Annotated in this window: 15 protein-coding genes; 6 read left to right on the forward strand and 9 right to left on the reverse strand. The window is 42.2% G+C overall.

The features are described 5' to 3' along the window. Positions 1–231: 231 nt before the first annotated feature. From gdhA to Q4567_RS08315, 4 genes are all read right to left on the reverse strand, one after another. Positions 232–1,584 (reverse strand): NADP-specific glutamate dehydrogenase, encoded by a 1,353-nt coding sequence (gene gdhA, locus Q4567_RS08300; protein ID WP_303500063.1) that lies wholly within the window; start codon positions 1,582–1,584, stop codon positions 232–234. A 144-nt stretch (positions 1,585–1,728) separates the two neighbouring features. Next, entirely contained in the window at positions 1,729–2,115 is a 387-nt protein-coding gene (gene rnk / locus Q4567_RS08305) for a nucleoside diphosphate kinase regulator (protein ID WP_216049294.1), read from the reverse strand. Positions 2,116–2,653: 538 nt separating this feature from the next. Further along, a complete protein-coding gene (locus Q4567_RS08310; RefSeq protein WP_216049295.1) occupies positions 2,654–5,692 on the reverse strand; it encodes an efflux RND transporter permease subunit in 3,039 nt (1,012 codons plus the stop codon). A gap of 1 nt (position 5,693) precedes the next feature. After that, the gene (locus tag Q4567_RS08315; protein WP_216049296.1) at positions 5,694–6,770 is read right to left on the reverse strand and encodes an efflux RND transporter periplasmic adaptor subunit; all 1,077 of its coding nucleotides are present in this window, start codon (positions 6,768–6,770) and stop codon (positions 5,694–5,696) included. A 168-nt stretch (positions 6,771–6,938) separates the two neighbouring features. Here Q4567_RS08315 and Q4567_RS08320 point away from each other — a divergent pair, with 168 nt between their 5' ends. From Q4567_RS08320 to Q4567_RS08330, 3 genes are all read left to right on the forward strand, one after another. Beyond that, positions 6,939–7,568 (forward strand): TetR/AcrR family transcriptional regulator, encoded by a 630-nt coding sequence (locus Q4567_RS08320; protein ID WP_216049297.1) that lies wholly within the window; start codon positions 6,939–6,941, stop codon positions 7,566–7,568. 2 nt (positions 7,569–7,570) lie between these two features. Next, a complete protein-coding gene (locus Q4567_RS08325; RefSeq protein ID WP_303500065.1) occupies positions 7,571–8,602 on the forward strand; it encodes an MBL fold metallo-hydrolase in 1,032 nt (343 codons plus the stop codon). A gap of 135 nt (positions 8,603–8,737) precedes the next feature. Further along, positions 8,738–10,660 carry a PHB depolymerase family esterase gene (locus Q4567_RS08330; protein WP_303500066.1) on the forward strand — a complete coding sequence of 641 codons (1,923 nt, stop codon included), beginning with the start codon at positions 8,738–8,740 and terminating at the stop codon, positions 10,658–10,660. A gap of 68 nt (positions 10,661–10,728) precedes the next feature. On the opposite strand, the gene Q4567_RS08335 is transcribed toward Q4567_RS08330, so the two are convergent. Further along, positions 10,729–11,739 carry an alpha/beta fold hydrolase gene (locus tag Q4567_RS08335; RefSeq protein WP_216049300.1) on the reverse strand — a complete coding sequence of 337 codons (1,011 nt, stop codon included), beginning with the start codon at positions 11,737–11,739 and terminating at the stop codon, positions 10,729–10,731. Positions 11,740–12,092: 353 nt separating this feature from the next. Here Q4567_RS08335 and Q4567_RS08340 point away from each other — a divergent pair, with 353 nt between their 5' ends. From Q4567_RS08340 to leuD, 3 genes are all read left to right on the forward strand, one after another. Beyond that, a complete protein-coding gene (locus Q4567_RS08340; RefSeq protein ID WP_216049301.1) occupies positions 12,093–12,980 on the forward strand; it encodes a hypothetical protein in 888 nt (295 codons plus the stop codon). Between the two features lie 626 nt (positions 12,981–13,606). Next, positions 13,607–15,034 carry a 3-isopropylmalate dehydratase large subunit gene (gene leuC, locus Q4567_RS08345; protein ID WP_303500067.1) on the forward strand — a complete coding sequence of 476 codons (1,428 nt, stop codon included), beginning with the start codon at positions 13,607–13,609 and terminating at the stop codon, positions 15,032–15,034. Continuing rightward, positions 15,034–15,675 (forward strand): 3-isopropylmalate dehydratase small subunit, encoded by a 642-nt coding sequence (gene leuD / locus Q4567_RS08350; RefSeq protein WP_216049303.1) that lies wholly within the window; start codon positions 15,034–15,036, stop codon positions 15,673–15,675. The genes leuC and leuD overlap by 1 nt, the downstream gene beginning before the upstream one ends. Before the next feature lie 108 nt (positions 15,676–15,783). Here leuD and Q4567_RS08355 read toward each other — a convergent pair whose 3' ends face one another. The 4 genes from Q4567_RS08355 to Q4567_RS08370 are packed head-to-tail and all read right to left on the reverse strand — an operon-like array spanning position 15,784 to position 20,205. Beyond that, positions 15,784–17,310: an aldehyde dehydrogenase gene (locus Q4567_RS08355; RefSeq protein ID WP_216049304.1), complete on the reverse strand. Its 1,527-nt coding sequence runs from the start codon at positions 17,308–17,310 to the stop codon at positions 15,784–15,786. Positions 17,311–17,340: 30 nt separating this feature from the next. Beyond that, the gene (locus tag Q4567_RS08360) at positions 17,341–18,255 is read right to left on the reverse strand and encodes a polysaccharide deacetylase family protein (protein ID WP_216049305.1); all 915 of its coding nucleotides are present in this window, start codon (positions 18,253–18,255) and stop codon (positions 17,341–17,343) included. Position 18,256: 1 nt separating this feature from the next. Next, entirely contained in the window at positions 18,257–19,003 is a 747-nt protein-coding gene (locus Q4567_RS08365) for a hypothetical protein (RefSeq protein WP_216049306.1), read from the reverse strand. Between the two features lie 8 nt (positions 19,004–19,011). Beyond that, complete coding sequence (locus Q4567_RS08370; protein ID WP_216049307.1) at positions 19,012–20,205, reverse strand: NAD(P)/FAD-dependent oxidoreductase; 1,194 nt, start codon at positions 20,203–20,205, stop codon at positions 19,012–19,014. Positions 20,206–20,319 lie beyond the last annotated feature (114 nt).

Raw genomic sequence — 20,319 nt, forward strand, 5'->3', positions numbered from 1 at the left:
TTCACAATAAAAGCCCAATGTCGCTGCGCAATACTACTTAGTTCAAAACGGCGCGCACTATATATAAATATGCACGAAAAGTCGAGGAAAACTGACTATAAATTGTACTAAAAAATGGATTCTCGCAGCGACTCTCTTTGGCTGTTTCATGTTGCTGAGTCATTTCTCACACTTTTTCTGCTAAATGGCATAAAAAGCAGAGTAGAAGTATCAGTAATCTATGCTGATTGACTAAACAACACCTTGTTCGATCATCGCATCCGCAACACGGCGAAAGCCGGCTATATTGGCACCAAGAACGAGATTTCCAGCCTGGCCAAATTCTTTGGCTGTCTCATTTGCAATCACAAAAATGTTTTCCATAATGTGCTGTAGTTGCTGATCAACTTGTTCAAACGTCCACTTCTGCATACTCGCATTTTGCGCCATTTCCAGTTGGCTTGTTGCCACACCACCAGCATTAGCGGCTTTGCCCGGGCCATAAGCGATATCAGATGCAACAAACAAATCGGCAGCCTCTTGAGTGGATGGCATATTGGCCCCTTCGCAAACCAAGTGACAACCATTAGCGAGTAATTCTTCAGCATCTGACTTGGTTAACTCATTTTGCGTCGCGCATGGAAATGCAGCATCAGCGCAATAACGCCAAACTGCATGACCGTCTGATGGATAATCTGAAGTCGGCGTATATTTAGCATTAGGATACTTTTCAATATAAGCAATTAAACTGGCTTGTTGCTGTTCTTTGAGCTGCTTTACCAATTCTAGGTCGATACCATTGGGATGATAAATAGTGCCTGAAGAATCGCTGCAACTGATGGGCGTAGCCCCCAACTGATAAAGTTTTTCCATTGCATAAATTGCCACATTACCCGCCCCTGAAACTAAACACGTTTTCCCCTCTAAACTGTCTTCTCTGGCTTTTAGCATATTATCTGCAAAATACACTGTTCCGTATCCAGTGGCTTCTTTACGTGCTAATGAACCTCCCCAAAGCAGACCTTTTCCAGTTAGGATCCCTTCGTAACGCCCAGTTAGGCGCTTATATTGACCAAACATATAACCTATTTCAGCTGCGCCCACGCCAATATCGCCCGCAGGAACATCTGTAGTTGGGCCAATATGACGGTAAAGTTCACTCATAAAAGATTGGCAAAAACGCATAATTTCATTATTGGAACGTCCTCTAGGATTAAAGTTTGCTCCACCTTTACCTCCGCCAATAGATAGACCAGTAAGGGAGTTTTTAAAAATTTGCTCAAAGCCTAAAAACTTTATGATGCTAGCATTCACCGAAGGATGAAATCTTAAGCCGCCTTTATAGGGTCCAAGGGCAGAATTAAACTCAACCCGATACCCCTTATTGACCTGAATGTCGCCATTATCATCAATCCAAGGAACGCGAAACATAATCTGCCGTTCCGGCTCGACTATACGTTGAATAATTGCTTGTTGACGATATTTACTGTTGGATTCCAATATGGGATCCAAGGAGTTCAGCACTTCTTCAACGGCTTGATAGAACTCCGCCTGAGCTGGGCTGGTTTGTTTTAAGTCTGAAATAGTTTGATTTGTGTATGTCATCAATCGTAACCCTATATTTTCCATTAAGTTTTTTTGTAGCTGCAGAATCAGTGAAACTTTGAATGTGATGAATTAAGCACAAATCAACTGCAAAGAAAGCCCATAGAACCCATTTCCACGAGCTTTCCGAAGACAATAAGATGTTTAGCTAGATCCAGTATTCACTTGTACTATTTGCACTGACTGCTGCCCACGTTGAGTTTGCCAGTCAATACTCTGACCAGCTCTTAAGCCTAATAAAGCTGAACCTATGGGAGCGAAAACTGAAATGCTATCTGCATGCTTGGCCGTATCGGCGGGAAGGCATAAGGTTTTTGTAAACAACTTATCGCTATCTAGTATTTTGAAGGTCACTTGTTTGCCAATAGTCACTACATCTTCTGGCATATTTTTACCGTCAATAACGGTTGCTCGTGCAAGTTCATCTTCTAAGGCAGCGACTAATTCTTCAGGCAATTTTGACGCTTCAAGTTGTTCCTCAAGCATGGCTAAATCAGAAGTTGAAATAAATATTTCAGGTTTATTTTGCATAAATCACCTCTTTCATTGAGATCGGTTAACGGCACTTTGCCGTGCACCTTGGTTTGAAATTATCGTTTCTGTTTTATGTTTAACCTTTCAACTTCAGACAATATAAAAACCACTACTGCGCTAACCTATTCAGTTGAACACGGTGACTAGCGTCGGTGAATATTGACGTTAAAAGGTAAACCAGGATTTGCAAATATGAATATTTTAATGAGCAGGCGTATTACGCTTGCTAACGTTACTAACTAACTTAAATTAACGAACAGGAAAGTATCGCCGAGCGTAAGGAATACGCTCGGCTTAATTTGGTAAGGTGAGTAAATTACTCTTTATTGTGTTGCGGTAGTTGTACATTTTATCCTCACAATGGAATGCTAATAATAGCTTGCTTAAAAATAAAAACAAGATCAAAAAAGGTCAATTATTTACACTCTAAAAGATAGATAAATTCGAGAGTCTTGGTAACTTTCTCAATAAAAAATGCCAGTTAGGTAACTAACTGGCATTTTTGATCAAGCTGAGGAATTTCTAAATCTACGGATTATTTTCTGTAGCTAATATTGAAAAATACACTATACAACACGGGCACAGCAATTAACGTGAGTACAGTGGCGAAAGCCAATCCACCCATAATTGTCACTGCCATGTCAGCAAAAAACGCATCAAACAAAAGAGGTGCCATACCTAAAATCGTGGTGATTGCGGCCAATGAAACGGGTCTCAAACGACTTAAACTGGCATTAGTAATAGCGAGTTTGGGAACCTGTCCCTCGTCAATTAATAAGTCAATTTCTTCAATCAAAACAATGGCATTTTTTATTAGCATACCGAATAAACTCAAAAAGCCGAGCAACGACATAAAACCAAACGGCATATCGGCTGCCAACAGGCCTGCAACTACACCAACAACTGCCATAGGCACCACCATCCAAATAATTAGTGGTTGTTTTACTCGGCCGAACAGTAACACCGAAATTAAGAACATCACCAAGAACCCTGCGGGCAAACCTTTACCTAAGGCTTCTTGGGCTTCTTGCGAGCTTTCATATTCTCCGCCCCACTCCAAATGATAACCATCGGGTAAATCAATTGCTTCCATTACGGGACGAATACGATCAAATACTTCACCTGCTGTTTGACCAAAATCAGGCTCGGCATTCACCGTTATAGTACGAATCCGGTTGCGACGTTGAATGAGAACTTCTTCGTTGACCAATTCTAGTTCTTTAGACACTTGCTGGAATGGGATGTAGACCCGTTGTTGTGAACTCCACACCTGATTGTTCTGAATTGCTTCAATGGGTGTCTGCCCAGCTGTCGCCATTTTGGCTTTTATTGGATACGAATAATCCCCATCACGAATCTGCCCTAAACTTAAACCGTCGCTAGCATATTGAATCGCGTCGTTAAAATCAGCCCGTGAAATCCCAGACATACCAGCGTTAAACTCATCATAATGGGCATTTAACGCTAATCCTTTGTCACGCCAGTCATGACGAATGTCTCGAGTCTCACCGTCTTGCTGATATATATCGATAGCTTGGGCCGCCAGATCACGCAGAACCAATGGATCAGGGCCGGAAAAGCGCACTTGCAGTTTTGCGCCAGAGCCTGGTCCGAATTGCATGCGTTCCAAGTAAAATTCAGCATTCAGATCAACAGGTTTTATCTTTTCCAATATAGCGGGAGCCAACTGCTCTATAACGTCTAGACTTTTAGCCCGAATAAATAACATGCCATAGCTTTCATTATTAGCTTGCGGCGCATAAGTTAAAGTGAAACGGTCTGCTCCACGGCCAACAAAACTAGTAACAGATTCGATCCCTTCAAAATCCAAAATGCGTTTTTCAGCAAGTTCAATTTTCTGTTCGGTGTATCGTATATCTTGATTTTGAGGACCCCAATAATGAATAAAAAATATGGGGGTATTGGAGGACGGAAAGAATCCCTGTTTAACAAAGCCAAAACTTGCAAAAGCAATAACGGTGATAAGTACCAATGATATTAAGGTAACCCATCTAAACCTCAACGCTTTATGTAATATGTGCAAGAACCCTTTTTGAATTCCACTGAGGCTCTGCTGCGTACCCACAACCTTTTCGGATTTGTAAACATAGCCGCCCAGCACAGGCACAACAGTTACGGCTAATACCCAGCTCAACAAGAGTGACACTAATACCACCACAAATAGTGAATATAAGAATTCACCAGTGGCATCATCAGATAAACCGATCCCAGAAAACGCGGCAATACCAATAACCGTAGCCCCAAGCAAAGGCCATTGGGTGCGCTTTACAACGTAACTTGCGGCATCTTCAGGTTTAGTCGCGCCTCTAATTTTCAGCATCATACCTTCAGCCACTACAATAGCGTTGTCGACCAACATCCCCATTGCAATGACCATAGCGCCTAGTGAAATGCGCTGTAGCTGAATTCCCATCAGCCACATTATCATCACAGTACCTAACACGGTGATAACAAGTACTGAACTCACTACCGTTGCTGAACGCCAGCCCATAAACAACCAAAGAGTCAAGCTTACAACTACCACTGACATAATAAGATTGGTAATAAACCCACCAACAGAATCATCCACGATTTTGGCTTGGTCATAGATGGGTGTCAGTGTCATTCCCAGCGGCAGTTCATCGAGCAAACCATCTACGGTTTTGCGTACATGTTGCCCAACCTCTACGATATTCACACCATCAATCGCAGATACCGCAAGTGTGATGGCTTCGCTGCCTTGATAACGGATCATTGAAGGTTGGATTTCAGCTGGTTCTAATTCTAACCTTGCAATATCTTTAATACGCACGGAACGATTAGTACCAGGTATGACTAAAGACAAGTTACTGAGCTCTTCAAGTCGATCCGCTGGATTCTCCACAAGAAGTCGAATTTTCTTGCCGTCCACTTGAATACGGCCACTATTGAAGGGTTTTAAGTTATCTTCAAACAGACTGATGATGTCTGGAAAGCTCATCCCTAATCCGGCAATAAGATAAGGGTCGATATAAGCAACGACTTGTTCTTGCATTACACCATTCACTTCCACTTTTGCCACACCTTCAGTGGTCAACAATTGTCTGCGAATAATGCGGGCAAATTCGCGCATTTCAAAAGGCGTAAAATCTGGCGCAACCAAGGCATAATATAAACCGTATACATCACCAAAATCATCGAACACCTGAGGTTCTTGCGCACCAACAGGTAGTGAACCGCTCATGTCACCTAGTCGTTTTCTTAACTCATCCCAAATTTGCGGTAACATTTTGCTGTCATAGTGACGTTGCACTTCAACCGTAATTTCAGACTGTCCAGGCGAAGAAATAGAGGTCAATCGATACAACTGAGACATCTGCTGTATTGCTATTTCAAGGGGCTCTGTGACCTCTTCTTCAACTCGTTGAGCACTTGCTCCGGGAAATGCAGTAATGACTTTGACTTGTTTAATAGTAAACGCAGGATTTTCAAGACGTCCAATTTCAGACAGCGCAATTAAACCACCTAAAATGAAGACTACAATAAACAGCCAGATATTGACTGGCGTGCGCATAGCATAGCGAGCAATATCCATATTATTTTTCTCCGTGGTATGGTTCGACCTTCATACCCGCCTTCACCAATGTAGCCCCAGCCGAAATAACAAAATCATGCTCATTTAGTTCACCATCAACGACCACTGTAGCGTCCTCGATGCTGTGCACATTGACCTGCACTTTTTCAACAGTTTGGGATTCAGCGACATAACGCCATACAAAAAAGCCATCAGCGTCATTGCCGACAAGCGCTCTGAATGGGATAAGCAAACTACCACTGTTATTCGGCGTTTCCACTGTCACATTTACCATCGCTCTTGCGCCGGGAGTTACCTGAATTTGATTTTGACCTTCCAATGCGAACACGGCTTGGTAGGTTTGCGTAACCGCATCAGGCTGAGTGGAATGCTCTACGTAGACTAAGTCGTACCACTTATCCGGATTACCAAGTATCGACGCCTGCGCTTTAATTATTTTGCGTCCTTCATTGGCCGATAACACACGTTCTGGAACATTAATATTAAAATAGATACGGGATACATCTTGCAGTTGAGCTAAGGATTGACCGGCTGTGACAAAACTATTGTTATCAATTAAACGGTTCGCAACCAGCGCGTCAAATGGCGCACGTAACTTAGTGTATTCAAGATCTTGTAGTGCGTTGGACAAATCGATTTCAGCCAACTCGTATTCTGTTTTTGCATCATCTAGATTACTTTGGGATACCAGCTTTTTATCAAACATTGACTCAATTCGACTCAACTCTCGATCGGCCTGTTGTAGTCGAGTTTGTTGCTCTTTTACTCTTCTTTCAAAGGGTTTTGGATCTAAACTAGCAAGCAAATGTCCTTTTTCAACATTTTCCCCGGTAACAATATCTGTTTGAATTAAGCGCCCGGTAACTTCAAAACTCAAGTCGATGGTTTTCACTGGCGAGACGACGGCAGGAAACGTAGATTGGTTTTGAATGGATGCCGATATAACTGGAGTCAGTTTCACCACGCGGGGTTTTTCGGGCTGAAATTGTTGTTGGCTTTCTTCACCACAAGCACTCAGCAACACCACTGAAAGCGCTAATAAAAAACGGGCAGGCAGTGCACGTAAAAATAATCTCATTGCAGGAACTTCTCTATTTAATATAACTGATCGGAACTATTGATAAATGCATAGCTTAAAAGTAAACTACTCGGTGTAGTTTACATTATCAATTAGTTGAAAGTAAACTACAAATGTATGATGCATATTTGAAAATAGTAATATTGTTAAAGTAAGTTGCAGAGATTTATGAAGACAGCAAAAAAAAGCCGTAGTGAAATAAAACGTGAAGCAATTGTGGAAGCTGCCAAAAGCGCCTTTCAAGAGTTTGGCGTACAAGCTACAAGCATGGACCGGCTTGCTGAGATTGCCGGTGTGTCGAAACGGACTGTATATAATCATTTTGCCACTAAAGCCGAATTAGTCATGCATCTGTTAACTGATAAGTGGGAAACATCATTTCTCAAAAGCGCTGTGGTTTATCAGCCAGATAAGCCGATGTATGAGCAATTTGTGAAATTAGTTGAAGAACAAGTGAACTCGATGAGCGACGAACAACACATAGAATTAGTTCGTGTTGCCATAGGAAGCTTTTTTTATGAACAAGACACCCTAAAAAAAGGAATCGACAGGCTTGTTAGCTTGGAGACTGCTGTTCACCGTTTTATTAAAGCTGCCGTAAAAGACAATACACTGATTATCAAAGACATAAATTTTGCAGTTGATCAATTAAACGACTTAGTCAAAGGACGGTGTTTCTGGCCCTTGGTGTTTAAGTTACAATCGCAACTTAGCGAAGATGAAAAACGTTTTGTAATAGAGCAAACCGTCGACATTTTTTTAGATCATTATTCAAGCTCACGACAGCAAGCTCAATAACAATGAAAAATTTTGCAAGCCTTACTAAACAGCTACTAGCCTTAACACTAATCATCTCGTTTCAGACTTTTGCACATCAACATGCAGGCATGGCCGAAACATCCCAATCTTCCGCATTTGAACTTATCGTTTTAGGCGATAGTGGTGGCATTGAGGATGGTAATTTAAGTGCATTTTTATTACGTTCACTCAATAGTTCTCACTATGTCGCGTTAGATGCAGGGACAATAGTGAACGGTATTAATCAAAGTGTTCAACAAAACGCTTTCGCTGACTTACCTATTAAGCAAAATGACAACTGGACAACAGCGGGAACCATTTTAAGAGAACATGTTAAGGGTTACTTAATCAGCCATGCCCACCTTGATCATATAAATGGCATGTTGGTCGCATCCCCCGAAGACACGAGTAAAAATATCTATGGGTTGGCATCGGTGAACAATATGATTGGCGAAACCTACTTTAACGGTAAAGCTTGGGCGAATTTCACCGATCGTGGTATTCCACCAATGTTGAACAAATACCATGTTGTTGATCTGCCTGTTGGCAAACCCATAAACATTGAAGACACAGATCTTGTGGTAACCGCCTTTAGTCTTAGCCACCCTGTTGAATCCAGTGCATTTGTAATTGAAAATGGCAGTGATATGTTTGTGTATTTTGGTGATACCGGACCCGATGTTGTAGAGAAACAGGGTAAACTCGAAGCAATTTGGACATACCTTGCAAAGCAAATAAAGCATAAACAATTGCGCGGTATGGTAATTGAAGTATCTTTTGAAAATAAACGTCCACACAACTTATTATTTGGCCACCTAACCCCGAAATTGTTAATCCAAGAGTTACATAATTTTGCCTCCAAAATTGATGGCGAAACGCCGCTAAACAACCTTAAAGTGGTGATTAGTCATATTAAGTATACTCTGGCTAAAGGTGTCAATCCTCGTCATAACATCAAACAACAACTCGATGAAGCAAATGACTTAGGCTTGGAAATTATCATTCCTCATCAGGGGCAAAAACTGCTGTTTTAATTTTTCAGAGCCGCTGAGTAGTTATTTACTGAGTGATTTGACTGCTGAGATTTGCGCTGTACTAAAGTACTAAGGCGAAATTTCAAACAAGCCCCTAAGCTACGTTTACATTTTTTTAACAAAAAAGGTAAACACATGTTATTAAAAAATATTCGAATCCTGAATGGATTATTTTGGCTTACATTAATCTTGTCCTCAGGTGCAAATGCCGGTAGTTGGCAAAATAATCAATCTGTAGGTGGGTTTAGTCAGGTACATATCTATACCCCCGATAGCATCTCTTCCGTGGGTCAAGGACGAGCATTGTTGTTAGTTTTGCATGGCTGCACTCAGTCAATAGATACTTATTTAAATGCAAACTTGGAACAAGCAGCTGAGGCTTATGGAATGGTAGTTGCTGTGCCCAACGCCATGAATAAAGCAGGTTTTGGTTGCTGGTCATATTGGCAAGGGACCAAGTCAAGAACAGCCGCTGATTATCAAAACCTAATTAATCTAGCCACAGCATTGCGCAGTGACCCTACTTATAACATTGATGATGATCAGGTATATATTTCAGGACTTTCTTCAGGGGCATCATTTGCGAATACGACAGCGTGTTTAGCCCCAGATATTTTTGCAGGAATGGGGATTAGCGCGGGCCCCAGTATTGGCACGAGTTCCAGTGGCGCACTAGGAAGTTGCGAGTCGGCCAATGTAGCCAGTCGCTGCCAAACTTATGCTGGCGCTTTTGCTTCTCATTTCGATACACAGATTGCGTCAATAGCACATGGAGATGCTGACACCACGGTTGACACCTGTTACAACCAACAAAATGCACAAGGAATGGCCGCTGTTTATGGCGTACAACAAATCCCTAGCAGCCAACAGATTACCCTAGCCGGCAGAACCGCCGATGAAACTTTATGGCAAGACAACCGGGTTTCAATGTTGTGGTTAAATGGGGTTGACCACTCTTGGTCTGGAGGCCAAGGAGCGAGTGGCTCTTATATCAGTGGCGCAGGCATTAACTATGCGATGTATTTAGGACAATTTTTTGCTGACAACAATCAGCGAGTAAGCCGCAATATAGCGCCTGTGGTAGATTCCTTAAATACTCAGGAAAATAGCGGAACAATTCTGATTACGGGCACTGTCAGTGACCCTGATGGACAGGTGATACAGGTTGATTTTGAAATAGAAGATTCGGTTGGGAATAATTATTCTAGCAGTACTCAAACCTTCTCTAATAACAGCTTTTCTATTTCAAGCGCCAGCCTTGCAGATGAGCTATATCTGGTGACGGCCGTTGCGACAGATGACCTGGGAGCGCAATCTGAGGCGACTTCGAGTACCGTTAGAATTGGACCTGCGCCCCCCGCTACAGCTCCTGTTTTAACTGAAATTATTGCCACTGTGAATAATCAATGCGCCACGGTTTCTGGCAAAGTGGTAGACGTTAATCAGAATTTAAGTAGTGTAATTGTCAGCTTCTTAACAGGAAATGAAACGGCTCAATTGCAAGGTAACACCTTTAGTGCTCAGGCATGCAGTTTAGCCGGCGGTCAGCAAAGTGCCACTATTGTGGCCACCGATTCTACAAACTTACAAGCAACGGATACTGTCAGTTTCAGCATTGATGCTGGCCAAACAGCCACATTAGATCAACATATAAACGCTGGCCGATTAAACTACACAAATTATGCAAATTGCTATTTAGAATACAGTACCAATGCATTTAAACTTAATGAAATAACCGCTTCAGCACAGCAGTGTCAGTGGCAAGATGATGACGCCAGTTGTACTGGACCAGTTCAGGCATGCAGTACTTCAAAAGATGATGGCGGTGGCAATAATGATGGCGGTGGAAATGGTGACGACGAATCAACTTGTGAGCAATTCACTACTTACAATTATTACCATAAGACTGCAGGCAGGGCTTATAGCTCAGGTAATCCGTACGCACCTAGCTATTTTGCACAAGGTAGCGATGAAGCACTGACTGGCTCTACATGGGGAAATACCAGTTTATACAGTATAGATGCACAGAACTGGCATCTGGGTTCTTGTCCTCAGTAGTCATTTACATAAAAAACTGTCGCTGAGCCTTTCGCTCACCGACAGTTCAGTTTGATGCAAAGCGATGGCTACTTACAAAGTTTGGCGCTTTTCAGATCTAGGAAAAAAGACTGAGCAACTTTTACTGTTTCGATTGGACGTTCAATATTAATATAGTGACCGCCACTTTCAAAAGTAACTAACTTGGTTAAACACGCATTAGGTAAAGCATCAATAAATGCACTAGCGGTTTTTGTATCTAACGCTTTATTTGCCGTTCCCCACATTATCAAGCTTGGGGCTTTTACATGGGATAAGACTCTTTGCGGATCGCCTTTTTCATAAAGTTTAAAGGTTGCGATGGATGTTTTATCGCGCTCTTGAATATTCAAAAAGTCCAATTTCCGTTGTACAAATTCAGGCGTAACTTTACTTTTGTCATTAATATAGTTGTCGTAAAAAGAGACTATGTCATCTTTTTCAACCACCGGTGAGTACATAAAGATACTAGTACGTTTGGGTTTTTCACCCGGAGTTTTTGGTTTTCTCTTAACTGCATTAGCGGTCTGAATACCTGCAGAATTGATAAGTACCATGGACGTTACTCTATCGGTGCGGGTTGCGGCATATCGAAAAACAACCATGCCACCATAAGAGATACCAGCTATGCCAAATTTCTCTGCGCCAACATGGTCCATTAAGCTATCAATCAGGGTGTGGGTGCGATCAACGGAATAGTTACCATTAGCAATATTGCCCGACAAACCAAATCCAGGAATATCAAAACGAACTACACGGAAACCAGATTTCAATAGCTCCTGCGTCCAAACATCCCAATCAAATAAATCGCCTAATGTTCCGTGGACAAGCAGTATAACGGGGCCTTTCCCTTCGTCTTTGTAATGAACATTGATACCGTCCAAATCAACAAATTTCGAGTTACTATCAGCATACTTTGCTCTAACATCATCCATGGATAACGTGCGAGTTGTATGAGTTTCAGTTGCGTTTTCATCACTGTGACTAAATGCAGAGGGTATATTGACTAAGTACAAGGTGGCACTTAGTACTGCGACTATTATCTTGTTGCTAATTTCCATTTATTATTCCTCTTTTATTCTTTTGATAGCTCAAATTTACCTGTCCTTGTTATCGAAAACCCTGTGGTTTGAAGACTTGGGGGCTGGGTAATATGCTTTTATCGCCTATGAAATAGTGCTCTATTTGATAGCCTAAGAGCTTAACTTAACTGCAGAAAACCACCCATGCATTAACAAATGTCAATAATCAGATTTTTTTGATGTTAAATCAGTATATAAGCACCAAAAAATACGTTTATTTAAGCTTGTTGTTGAATGATTTGACAGTTATCAAATTATTCAAGATATAAGAGTGATATACCTAGGTAATCACTCGTATCGTTAAACTAGAACTGCTGACAGGAGTATATAAAATGTTTTTTCCCCCCCACAAACAACGGATATTTAATCGGCTGTTATTTGCACTAACGATACTGTTCTCATTGTGTACACAGGTTCTAGCGCTTGAAGCGCAGACAACAACATTAAAAGTAAATGATAGAGACGTTTCCGTTTGGAAGTGGCAGGCTAAAGGCGAACAAAAAGGAGTAATACTATTTTCTCATGGCGCATTGTCTGCCCCTTGGAAATATGATCCGTTAATCGAACCATGGATAGAACAAGGTTTCACTGTGTATAGTGCATTACATATGGATTCAACAGATCACCCTTTGCGTGACAAATTTGAACGCAGTATGTCTTGGCGAGCTCGACTTGAAGACATGCAATTATTGGCTGATACCTATGGCGGTGATCGTTATATTGCCGCAGGTCATAGCTATGGCGCATTAACTGCGTTAGTAAAAGGTGGCGTAAACGCTACTATTCCAGACGGCATGAATGCATCACAAGCAGACCCTCGTGTGGCATTGGTATTAGCCTATTCTCCTCCACCAGCGATGCCTGGATTAATTGATAAACAAGGTTTTTCTGGCTTAGCCGTCCCAGCTTTAATTCAAACCGGCACTAATGACATTCCAATGGGTGCCTCGTTAGACTGGTCAGCGCATCTTGATGCTTATGAGATGGCGGCATCGACAAACGACCATTACGCACTGGTGCTAGATGATGTGGATCACTATTTTGGAGGTGCCATTTGTCGTCCAGAGTTACCTGGTCCAAAACAACTAGCCGAACTTACGCAAGTCAGTAAAATTTCTGAATTAATGATTAATGGCTACTTTTTTGCACAATCTGACGGGATAGAGCAACTAACCTCATTACTTTCTACTGAAGGACCCACTGCCCTAAGCAGAAAATAGAACAAATCAAAATAAAAGCCTGATTTTTATCATCTAAATCAGGCTTCCATACACTCAATATCGTTTATTGTTCACTTAAAACCACTTCTCGAATCCAAAAACCTAGTTAGCAAGCAATACCCCAACACAGATTTACCAGATGAAAGTGTTTCAACATTGATATTTGTCATTGCGTGAAAAACAACGCCCGCTACTCTAGTTCGCAAATATCCATCGTTACAAATATGCATGGCGTGTTTAGCGAGTTAACACCAGATAGCAATAAACCAGATAAATTAAAAACCTGAGTTTAGTAAACCTGAGGGAATGAAAAGATGACTCATCTTTTAGCTGTTGACATTTCTGACAACAAGGATGATTTAAACGCCATAGCAACAGTACGAGAAACGCTTTGTGTATAAGGTGGCCAAATTTCACTATCCAATCACGGTGACAGTATTGACGAAATTGAAGCCCGTTGCATAGAAGAAATCCATCTTCGAGCATCTATTACGCCTGCATTCCAACACGCTTAAAGTTAGGTAACGAAAAGATAAAATCAAATCAAGCATGGCTGCAAAACCGGCGGTTGGTTTCAGTCATTTAAATGCAAATTGCCAGTAAACGAAATCCGGAGAATAGATTAAATGGTTAAACAAGATAACCCTAAAACCCTTTACGACAAACTTTGGGAACGTCGCTGTATAACGACTTCTGAAGATGGCATGTCGTTGATATACATAGACAGGCACATAGTACATGAGGTTTCCTCAGCCCAGGCTTTTGAAGGATTGCGCGCAGCAAACCGGCAACCATGGCGTCGTGACTCAGTTATTGCTACACCAGATCATAATGTACCTACCACTGGTCGCGAAGAAGGCATCAAAGGTATTGCCGATGACATATCGCGAATCCAAGTAAAAACCCTTGATGATAACTGCCATGACTTCAATATTCAGCAATTTGATCTTAAGGATATACGTCAAGGAATAGTGCATGTCATCTCGCCAGAACAAGGGCTAACACTGCCTGGCATGACAATAGTCTGTGGCGATTCTCACACCGCAACTCATGGTGCATTTGCCGCATTGGGAGTGGGTATAGGTACGTCCGAAGTCGAGCACGTATTAGCCACCCAATGTTTACTGCAACGCAAAGCCAAAAATATGCTGGTAGAAGTAAACGGTGAACTGCATCCAGGTGTTACTGCCAAAGACGTTGTGCTTTATGTTATTGGTAAAATAGGCACTGCCGCTGGCACTGGATTTACCATAGAGTTTGCTGGTTCAACCATCCGCGGCTTAAGCATGGAAGGCCGCATGACAGTATGCAACATGGCCATCGAAGCTGGCGCTCGAGCGGGACTAGTTGCTTATGATCAGGTTACCGAGGATTACATTGAAGGTCGTCCTTTTGCGCCTAAAAACGAACAATGGCAAGAAGCGACGACTATGTGGCGAGAATTGCATAGTGATGCAGATGCCAAATTTGATGTGGAATTTCAATTTAATGCGCAAGATATAAAACCGCAAGTAAGTTGGGGAACGTCACCAGAGATGGTGATATCTGTTGATCAGTTAATCCCCAATCCAAACCTGTTCAAAGGGAAATCTGAAGACTATCAAAAAGCCCTTGATTACATGGGATTAAGCGCCGGACAACCAATAACTGATATTAACTTAGATCGTGTTTTTATTGGTTCTTGTACCAACTCTCGCATCGAAGATATTCGCGCTGTTGCGCAAGTAGTTGAAGGTAAGCAGGTTGCCAAAACAATCAAACAAGCTTTGGTGGTACCTGGATCTGGTTTAGTCAAACAACAAGCTGAAGCTGAAGGTTTAGACAAAATCATTCTGGCTGCCGGTTTCGAATGGCGTGAGCCTGGCTGTTCTATGTGCTTAGCGATGAATGCCGATCGTTTAATGACGGGAGAACATTGCGCTTCTACCTCAAATCGTAATTTTGAGGGACGTCAAGGCAGTGGTGGACGAACCCACCTTGTAAGCCCGTCGATGGCTGCGGCTGCAGCTATTGCTGGTCATTTTGTCGATATCACTGAAGGTGGAGTCCAATAATGGAAAAATTCTTATCTCACACAGGTACTGTTTTACCTTTTGATCGCAGCAACGTCGATACTGATGCAATCCTGCCAAAACAATATTTAAAGTCGATTAGTAAATTTGGCTTTGGTGATTGGTTATTTGATGATTTACGTTATTTAGATCCTGGTGATGTCAGGACAGACACTAAAACCCGCAGACCTAACCCAGACTTTGTTTTGAACAACCCTCTATATACTGATGCCAGCATTCTTATTGCGCGGGAAAACTTTGGTTGTGGTTCAAGCAGAGAGCACGCAGTTTGGGCGTTAAAAGGTTATGGAATCAAGGCGGTAATTGCGCCTAGCTTCGCTGACATCTTCTATAACAACTGTTTCAAAAACGGCGTATTACCCGTTGTTTTACCTTCAGATGTAGTTGATAAGTTATTCAAGCTAACGGCACAACATGACGCAATTCAACTTACTGTTGACTTAGAAAATTGTAAAGTGAGTTATGGAACTGAGCACAGTTGGTCATTTACTGTTGATGAATCTAGACGCCAAAATTTGTTACAAGGGCACGATGAAATATCAATAACCCTGCTGCAAAAAGGTGCCATCCAAGGTTTTGAAGACCAATTGAAAACCACTGAAAAATGGTTGTTTAGCAACTAACAACAATCAATTAACCTAGCGTCTAACACAGATGCTAGGGCAATTAAAAAAGCGGATATTGAAACATCAATATCCGCTTTCTGATTTACTACAGAGAGTAAATTAACACTACAAAACGGCGCACACCGTTTTCCACTCCAAATAGTTATCCATGGCTTGCTTGCCGCTGTCACGACCATAACCAGAGTTTTTCATTCCACCGATAGGCATCGCTGGGTCAAACATAGAATGGGTATTAATCCAAACGGTTCCGGCTTGTATCTGACGAGACAAACGATGGGCAGTCGATAAATTTTCAGTCCAAACACTCGCCGCTAAACCATATTCATTGTCATTACTCCACTGCAACGCTTCGTTAATGTCATCATAAGGTTCTGCAACAATTACCGGACCAAAGACTTCTTGGCAATGAATAGGACTGGTGGTGCTTGTACCTGTAACCACAGTGGGCTGTATAAAAGTCCCAGCACTGCCGAAACGTTCACCACCGGTTAAAATAGTCGCACCTTCAGCTTTCGCCCCTTTAATATACTGCTCAATTTTTTGCGCTTGTTGAGCAGAAACAACAGGTCCCATTTGCGTATCTTGGTTTAACCCATGCCCTACTTTCAAACCTGCTCCATAAGCTGCAATACCTTCAACAACTTTGTCGAAAATAGAACGATGGATATAGGTTCGCGAATTCGCCACACACACTTGACCGCCATTGAAAAAGATACCATTGGCAATGCCTGGAATAGCTAAATCTAAGTCAGCATCTGGGAGTACAATGGCTGGCGATTTACCACCTAGCTCTAGCGTAACACGGGTTAAATTTTGCTTACTGGCTTCGACTATTGCGCGACCAGTAGCTGTTGAACCTGTAAAAGCCACTTTATCCACACCCGCATGACTGGCTAACACACTTCCACACTGCGCACCGTCACCGGTCACAACATTCATTACCCCAGGTGGTACGCCCGCTTCAGTAATTAACTCGGCCAAACGTAATGCTGTGAGCGAAGTTAGTTCTGCGGGTTTATGCACTATGGTGCAGCCTGCGGCGAGCGCTGGAGCTAACTTCATGGCAGTAAGAATTAACGGTGAATTCCAAGGGGTAATGGCAGCGACCACTCCCACAGGTTCGCGCACAGTCCAGGCATGAACTTGTTTACCTTCAGGTTGGTAATTCACTGATGGGTTCAACGTATTGCCATCAAGGGTCAGTGCTTGTCCGGCAAAAAAGCGAAACTGTCCGGCGACAGCTGGCACTTCCGCCCAACGTGCCACAAACCATGGCTTACCTTGGTCAAGCACCTCTAATTCGCATAATTCATCCATATGCAGATCAACTAAATCAGCGATACGATTTAGAATCATGCTGCGTTCCATAGGTGTCATCGTTGCCCAAGGACCCTTTAATGCTTGTTGTGCAGCGGCGACCGCATTATCCACATCAGCCTGATTCGCATTGGCGATGCGCGCTATGATTTTACCCGTAGCAGGATCGCAGGTTTCTAAATACTGGCCACTTTTAGGCGAGCAATACTCTCCGTTAATGAACAGCTGCTTATCAGGTGTTGTCGCAAGTAAATCGCGTACTGCTTGAGTTTGCGGTTCTGGAATAACGCCGTCGTTTAGTATTGCATTCGTCATAAAAGGCTCCTTATTGGATTTCAGTTCGACTTATATTTGACCAGGAATATGATGTTCTTGCTGATGTTCTAAATACCAATCAGCAATCTCTTCTCGTGTCGTCCACCAAACATCAGGTAAGGTTTTTGCGTATTCAATAAACTCTCGAATCGCTCTAATCCGATAAGCTCGACCGGTAACATGAGGGTGTAATCCAACGTTCATGATACGAGCCTGAGTTGCACCTTCTTTATACAGTACATTCAATTCTTCAATCAAAATATCTCTATACTCGTCGGTAGTGTGTCCACGGCGAGTTATGATAGTGAAATCATTGATTTCATTAGAGTAAGGAACTGACACTATTGGGCCGTTATCAGTGCGGATCATAAAGGGTTGATCATCGTTCATAATGTCGCAATAAAACTTGTAGCCTTCTTTAGCAAGAATAGCTGGCGTATTTAGCGTACCGCGCAATGACGACGACAACCAACCAACCGGACGTCTACCAACATATTGTTCAAACATATCGATTGAACGAGAGATAACTTCTTGCTCTTTTTCTGGCTGATGTGCGAAATTAGTAAGTAATTCACCTTGCTCGTAGTTATGGGTAATCAATTCCCACCCACGATCTAAACAAGCTTGCACCATAGCAGCACGACGCTCAAAAGTGACTGCATTAGTCGTACAACTGGCTTTTACTTTAAGTTCATCAAATAGCTCGTATAAACGCCATATGCCAACACGCTGACCGTATTCACGCCAGCTGAAATTTGGAAAATCAGGAATATTACCAGGCAAAGTATCCGGCAATACTGCTGGACCACCAGCATAGTAAGGCTCGTCGGTGTCCTTAGTCAGATCCCATGTTTCAAGATTGAAGGTTAAAATCAAAGCGACTTTTTTACCATCGGGCCATTTTAATTGACCACGTTCGCTAATTGGTACGTAATCATACTCCATCTTAAAACTCCTCTAACAAACGTCCAAAACCGCTAACCTTGTCGGTTATGCCGTATGCACGTAATGCATGCCAATAAGTGGACGTATTAATCGCAATAACTGGTTTACCTAATTCAAGTTCTAATTTAGGCGCAAGTCTTGCCATACAAAGGTTAGTACCAACTTGTATAATTGCATCAACATCATCGCTATCAAGTTTCTTCACAGTATCGCGAGACATTGAAAACGGTGTTTCAGCAATACTCAACCAGCTAGGACGTTGTAACGGAATATCACGCACAGTTTCGTATCCGTAATCGCTCAAATAGTTTTCAACTTCTTTGTTTGCAACTGGGAAATAAGGCGATAAAAAGGCTACCTTTTTAATTCCACCAATAGCTTCCATCGCAGCAATAAGTGACTCTGACCCCATTGAAATTCTTAAGCCTGAAAACGTTTCAATGCGTTTTTTCCAGGCTTCTGCGCCTTTAGCACCACCATAAAAAGTCACCGCAGACATACCCATAACTAAGTAGTCAGGTGCACAAGTTAATACGCCTCTTACCGCTTCCTCGGTACCTTCATCAATCATCTTGGTGCCGGCCATAAAACTATCATTTGAAACAGCTTTTGCATTTTCAATTACGATACGGCTGTAGTGATTTGTGACACCAGCAGGGCGCATTTCATCAAATTCAGGTTGCACAATTGTATTAGTCGAAGGACCTAATACGCCAAATTTAGCTCTGTATCCAAGTGCGTCTTTCATTATTTTTCCTATTTGATTTTGTTAGCTTCTTCAAGACTGGTAAACATGGCTTGTCGTCTCAGAAAAGCTAAGCGTTTTTCGTCGTCATTGCAGATATCGTGCATTTCTTGTAAACGCATCGCATGGTTCTCTTCAGGACTATGCTCTAACAGCTTTTTGTTTTGCATCGTCTGCGCTTGAATAAAACTATGGGTTACTGGACGACGTTGAGCGTCATATAATTCAAAATTAGCGTCATCATGACCTTCGGTAAGGTTTAACTTGATTTTGTCGGCTAAATTCCAACCGTCATGAATACCGCTATTCATGCCAAAACCACCTAGTGGATTGTTCATATGACAAGCATCACCGACCAAACATACTCGTCCGTGATTGAATTTTTTAGCTACCCGTTGATGTACCCGGTAAATGGTTCTATGTTCAGTCTCAACATCATCACGACCGATTAAATCTCGGAATACCTGGTTTTTCTTCTCATCAGACAATAAGTACTCGTCTGGTTGATCTTCACTAGCAGGTACCAAAATTCGCCAAACACTTGGCACACGTAGCAGTACCATCCATTCTTTTGGATCGGACACGTAACTAACGTAAGCAAGGTTATCGATGTAGTCTTTTAACTCAACTTTTGTAGATAGGGTTAAGAACTTTTCAGGGTAGGTAAAGCCTTCAAATTCAACGCCTAACCATTTGCGAATAATTGAATTACCACCGTCCGCGGCGACCAAATATTTGGCTTTTACTTTTTCAATCGAAAAAGGCCCTTCTAGTGCCACTTCAACCCCATCGTCGGTCTGTTCAAAGTGGACCACTCGGTGACTAAATCGAACTTCAGCTTTAGGATGATTATTTAATTTTTCGGCAACCATACTGGCTAGTACATGTTGTTCGCACTGCAAGCGGTAAGGGAATTTTTCCTTACCTTCTAATTCAGATAAATCAAATTCAACAACCTCTCCGGTTGCCCGTTCACGGAAATGATAAATCGGCGCTTTCAGTCCTCGTTCGATTAGTTCGTCGGCCATGCCTAGCTCATCAAGCATTTCTAAAGTAGGCGGATGGAAGGTCGATGCGCGCAAATCAACAGCACAATTAGGGCCGGCTTCACACAACATGACATCAAACCCCATACTTGCTAGACGATATGCGGTAACCGTCCCTACAGGGCCTGCACCTGCCACAATAATCTGTGTAGATTTCATATTAATTTCACCTTTATTCAAAAAGAGTAAGTGCTTACATCAAACACCACATCAAAGACATTTAGATGTCGAGTGTTTAAGCGTTATAAAGGGACAATGTGGTTCTCACATTGT

Origin of the sequence: Aliiglaciecola sp. 2_MG-2023 (assembly GCF_030548145.1) — a bacterium.
Taxonomy (GTDB): Bacteria; Pseudomonadota; Gammaproteobacteria; order Enterobacterales; family Alteromonadaceae; genus Aliiglaciecola; species Aliiglaciecola lipolytica_A.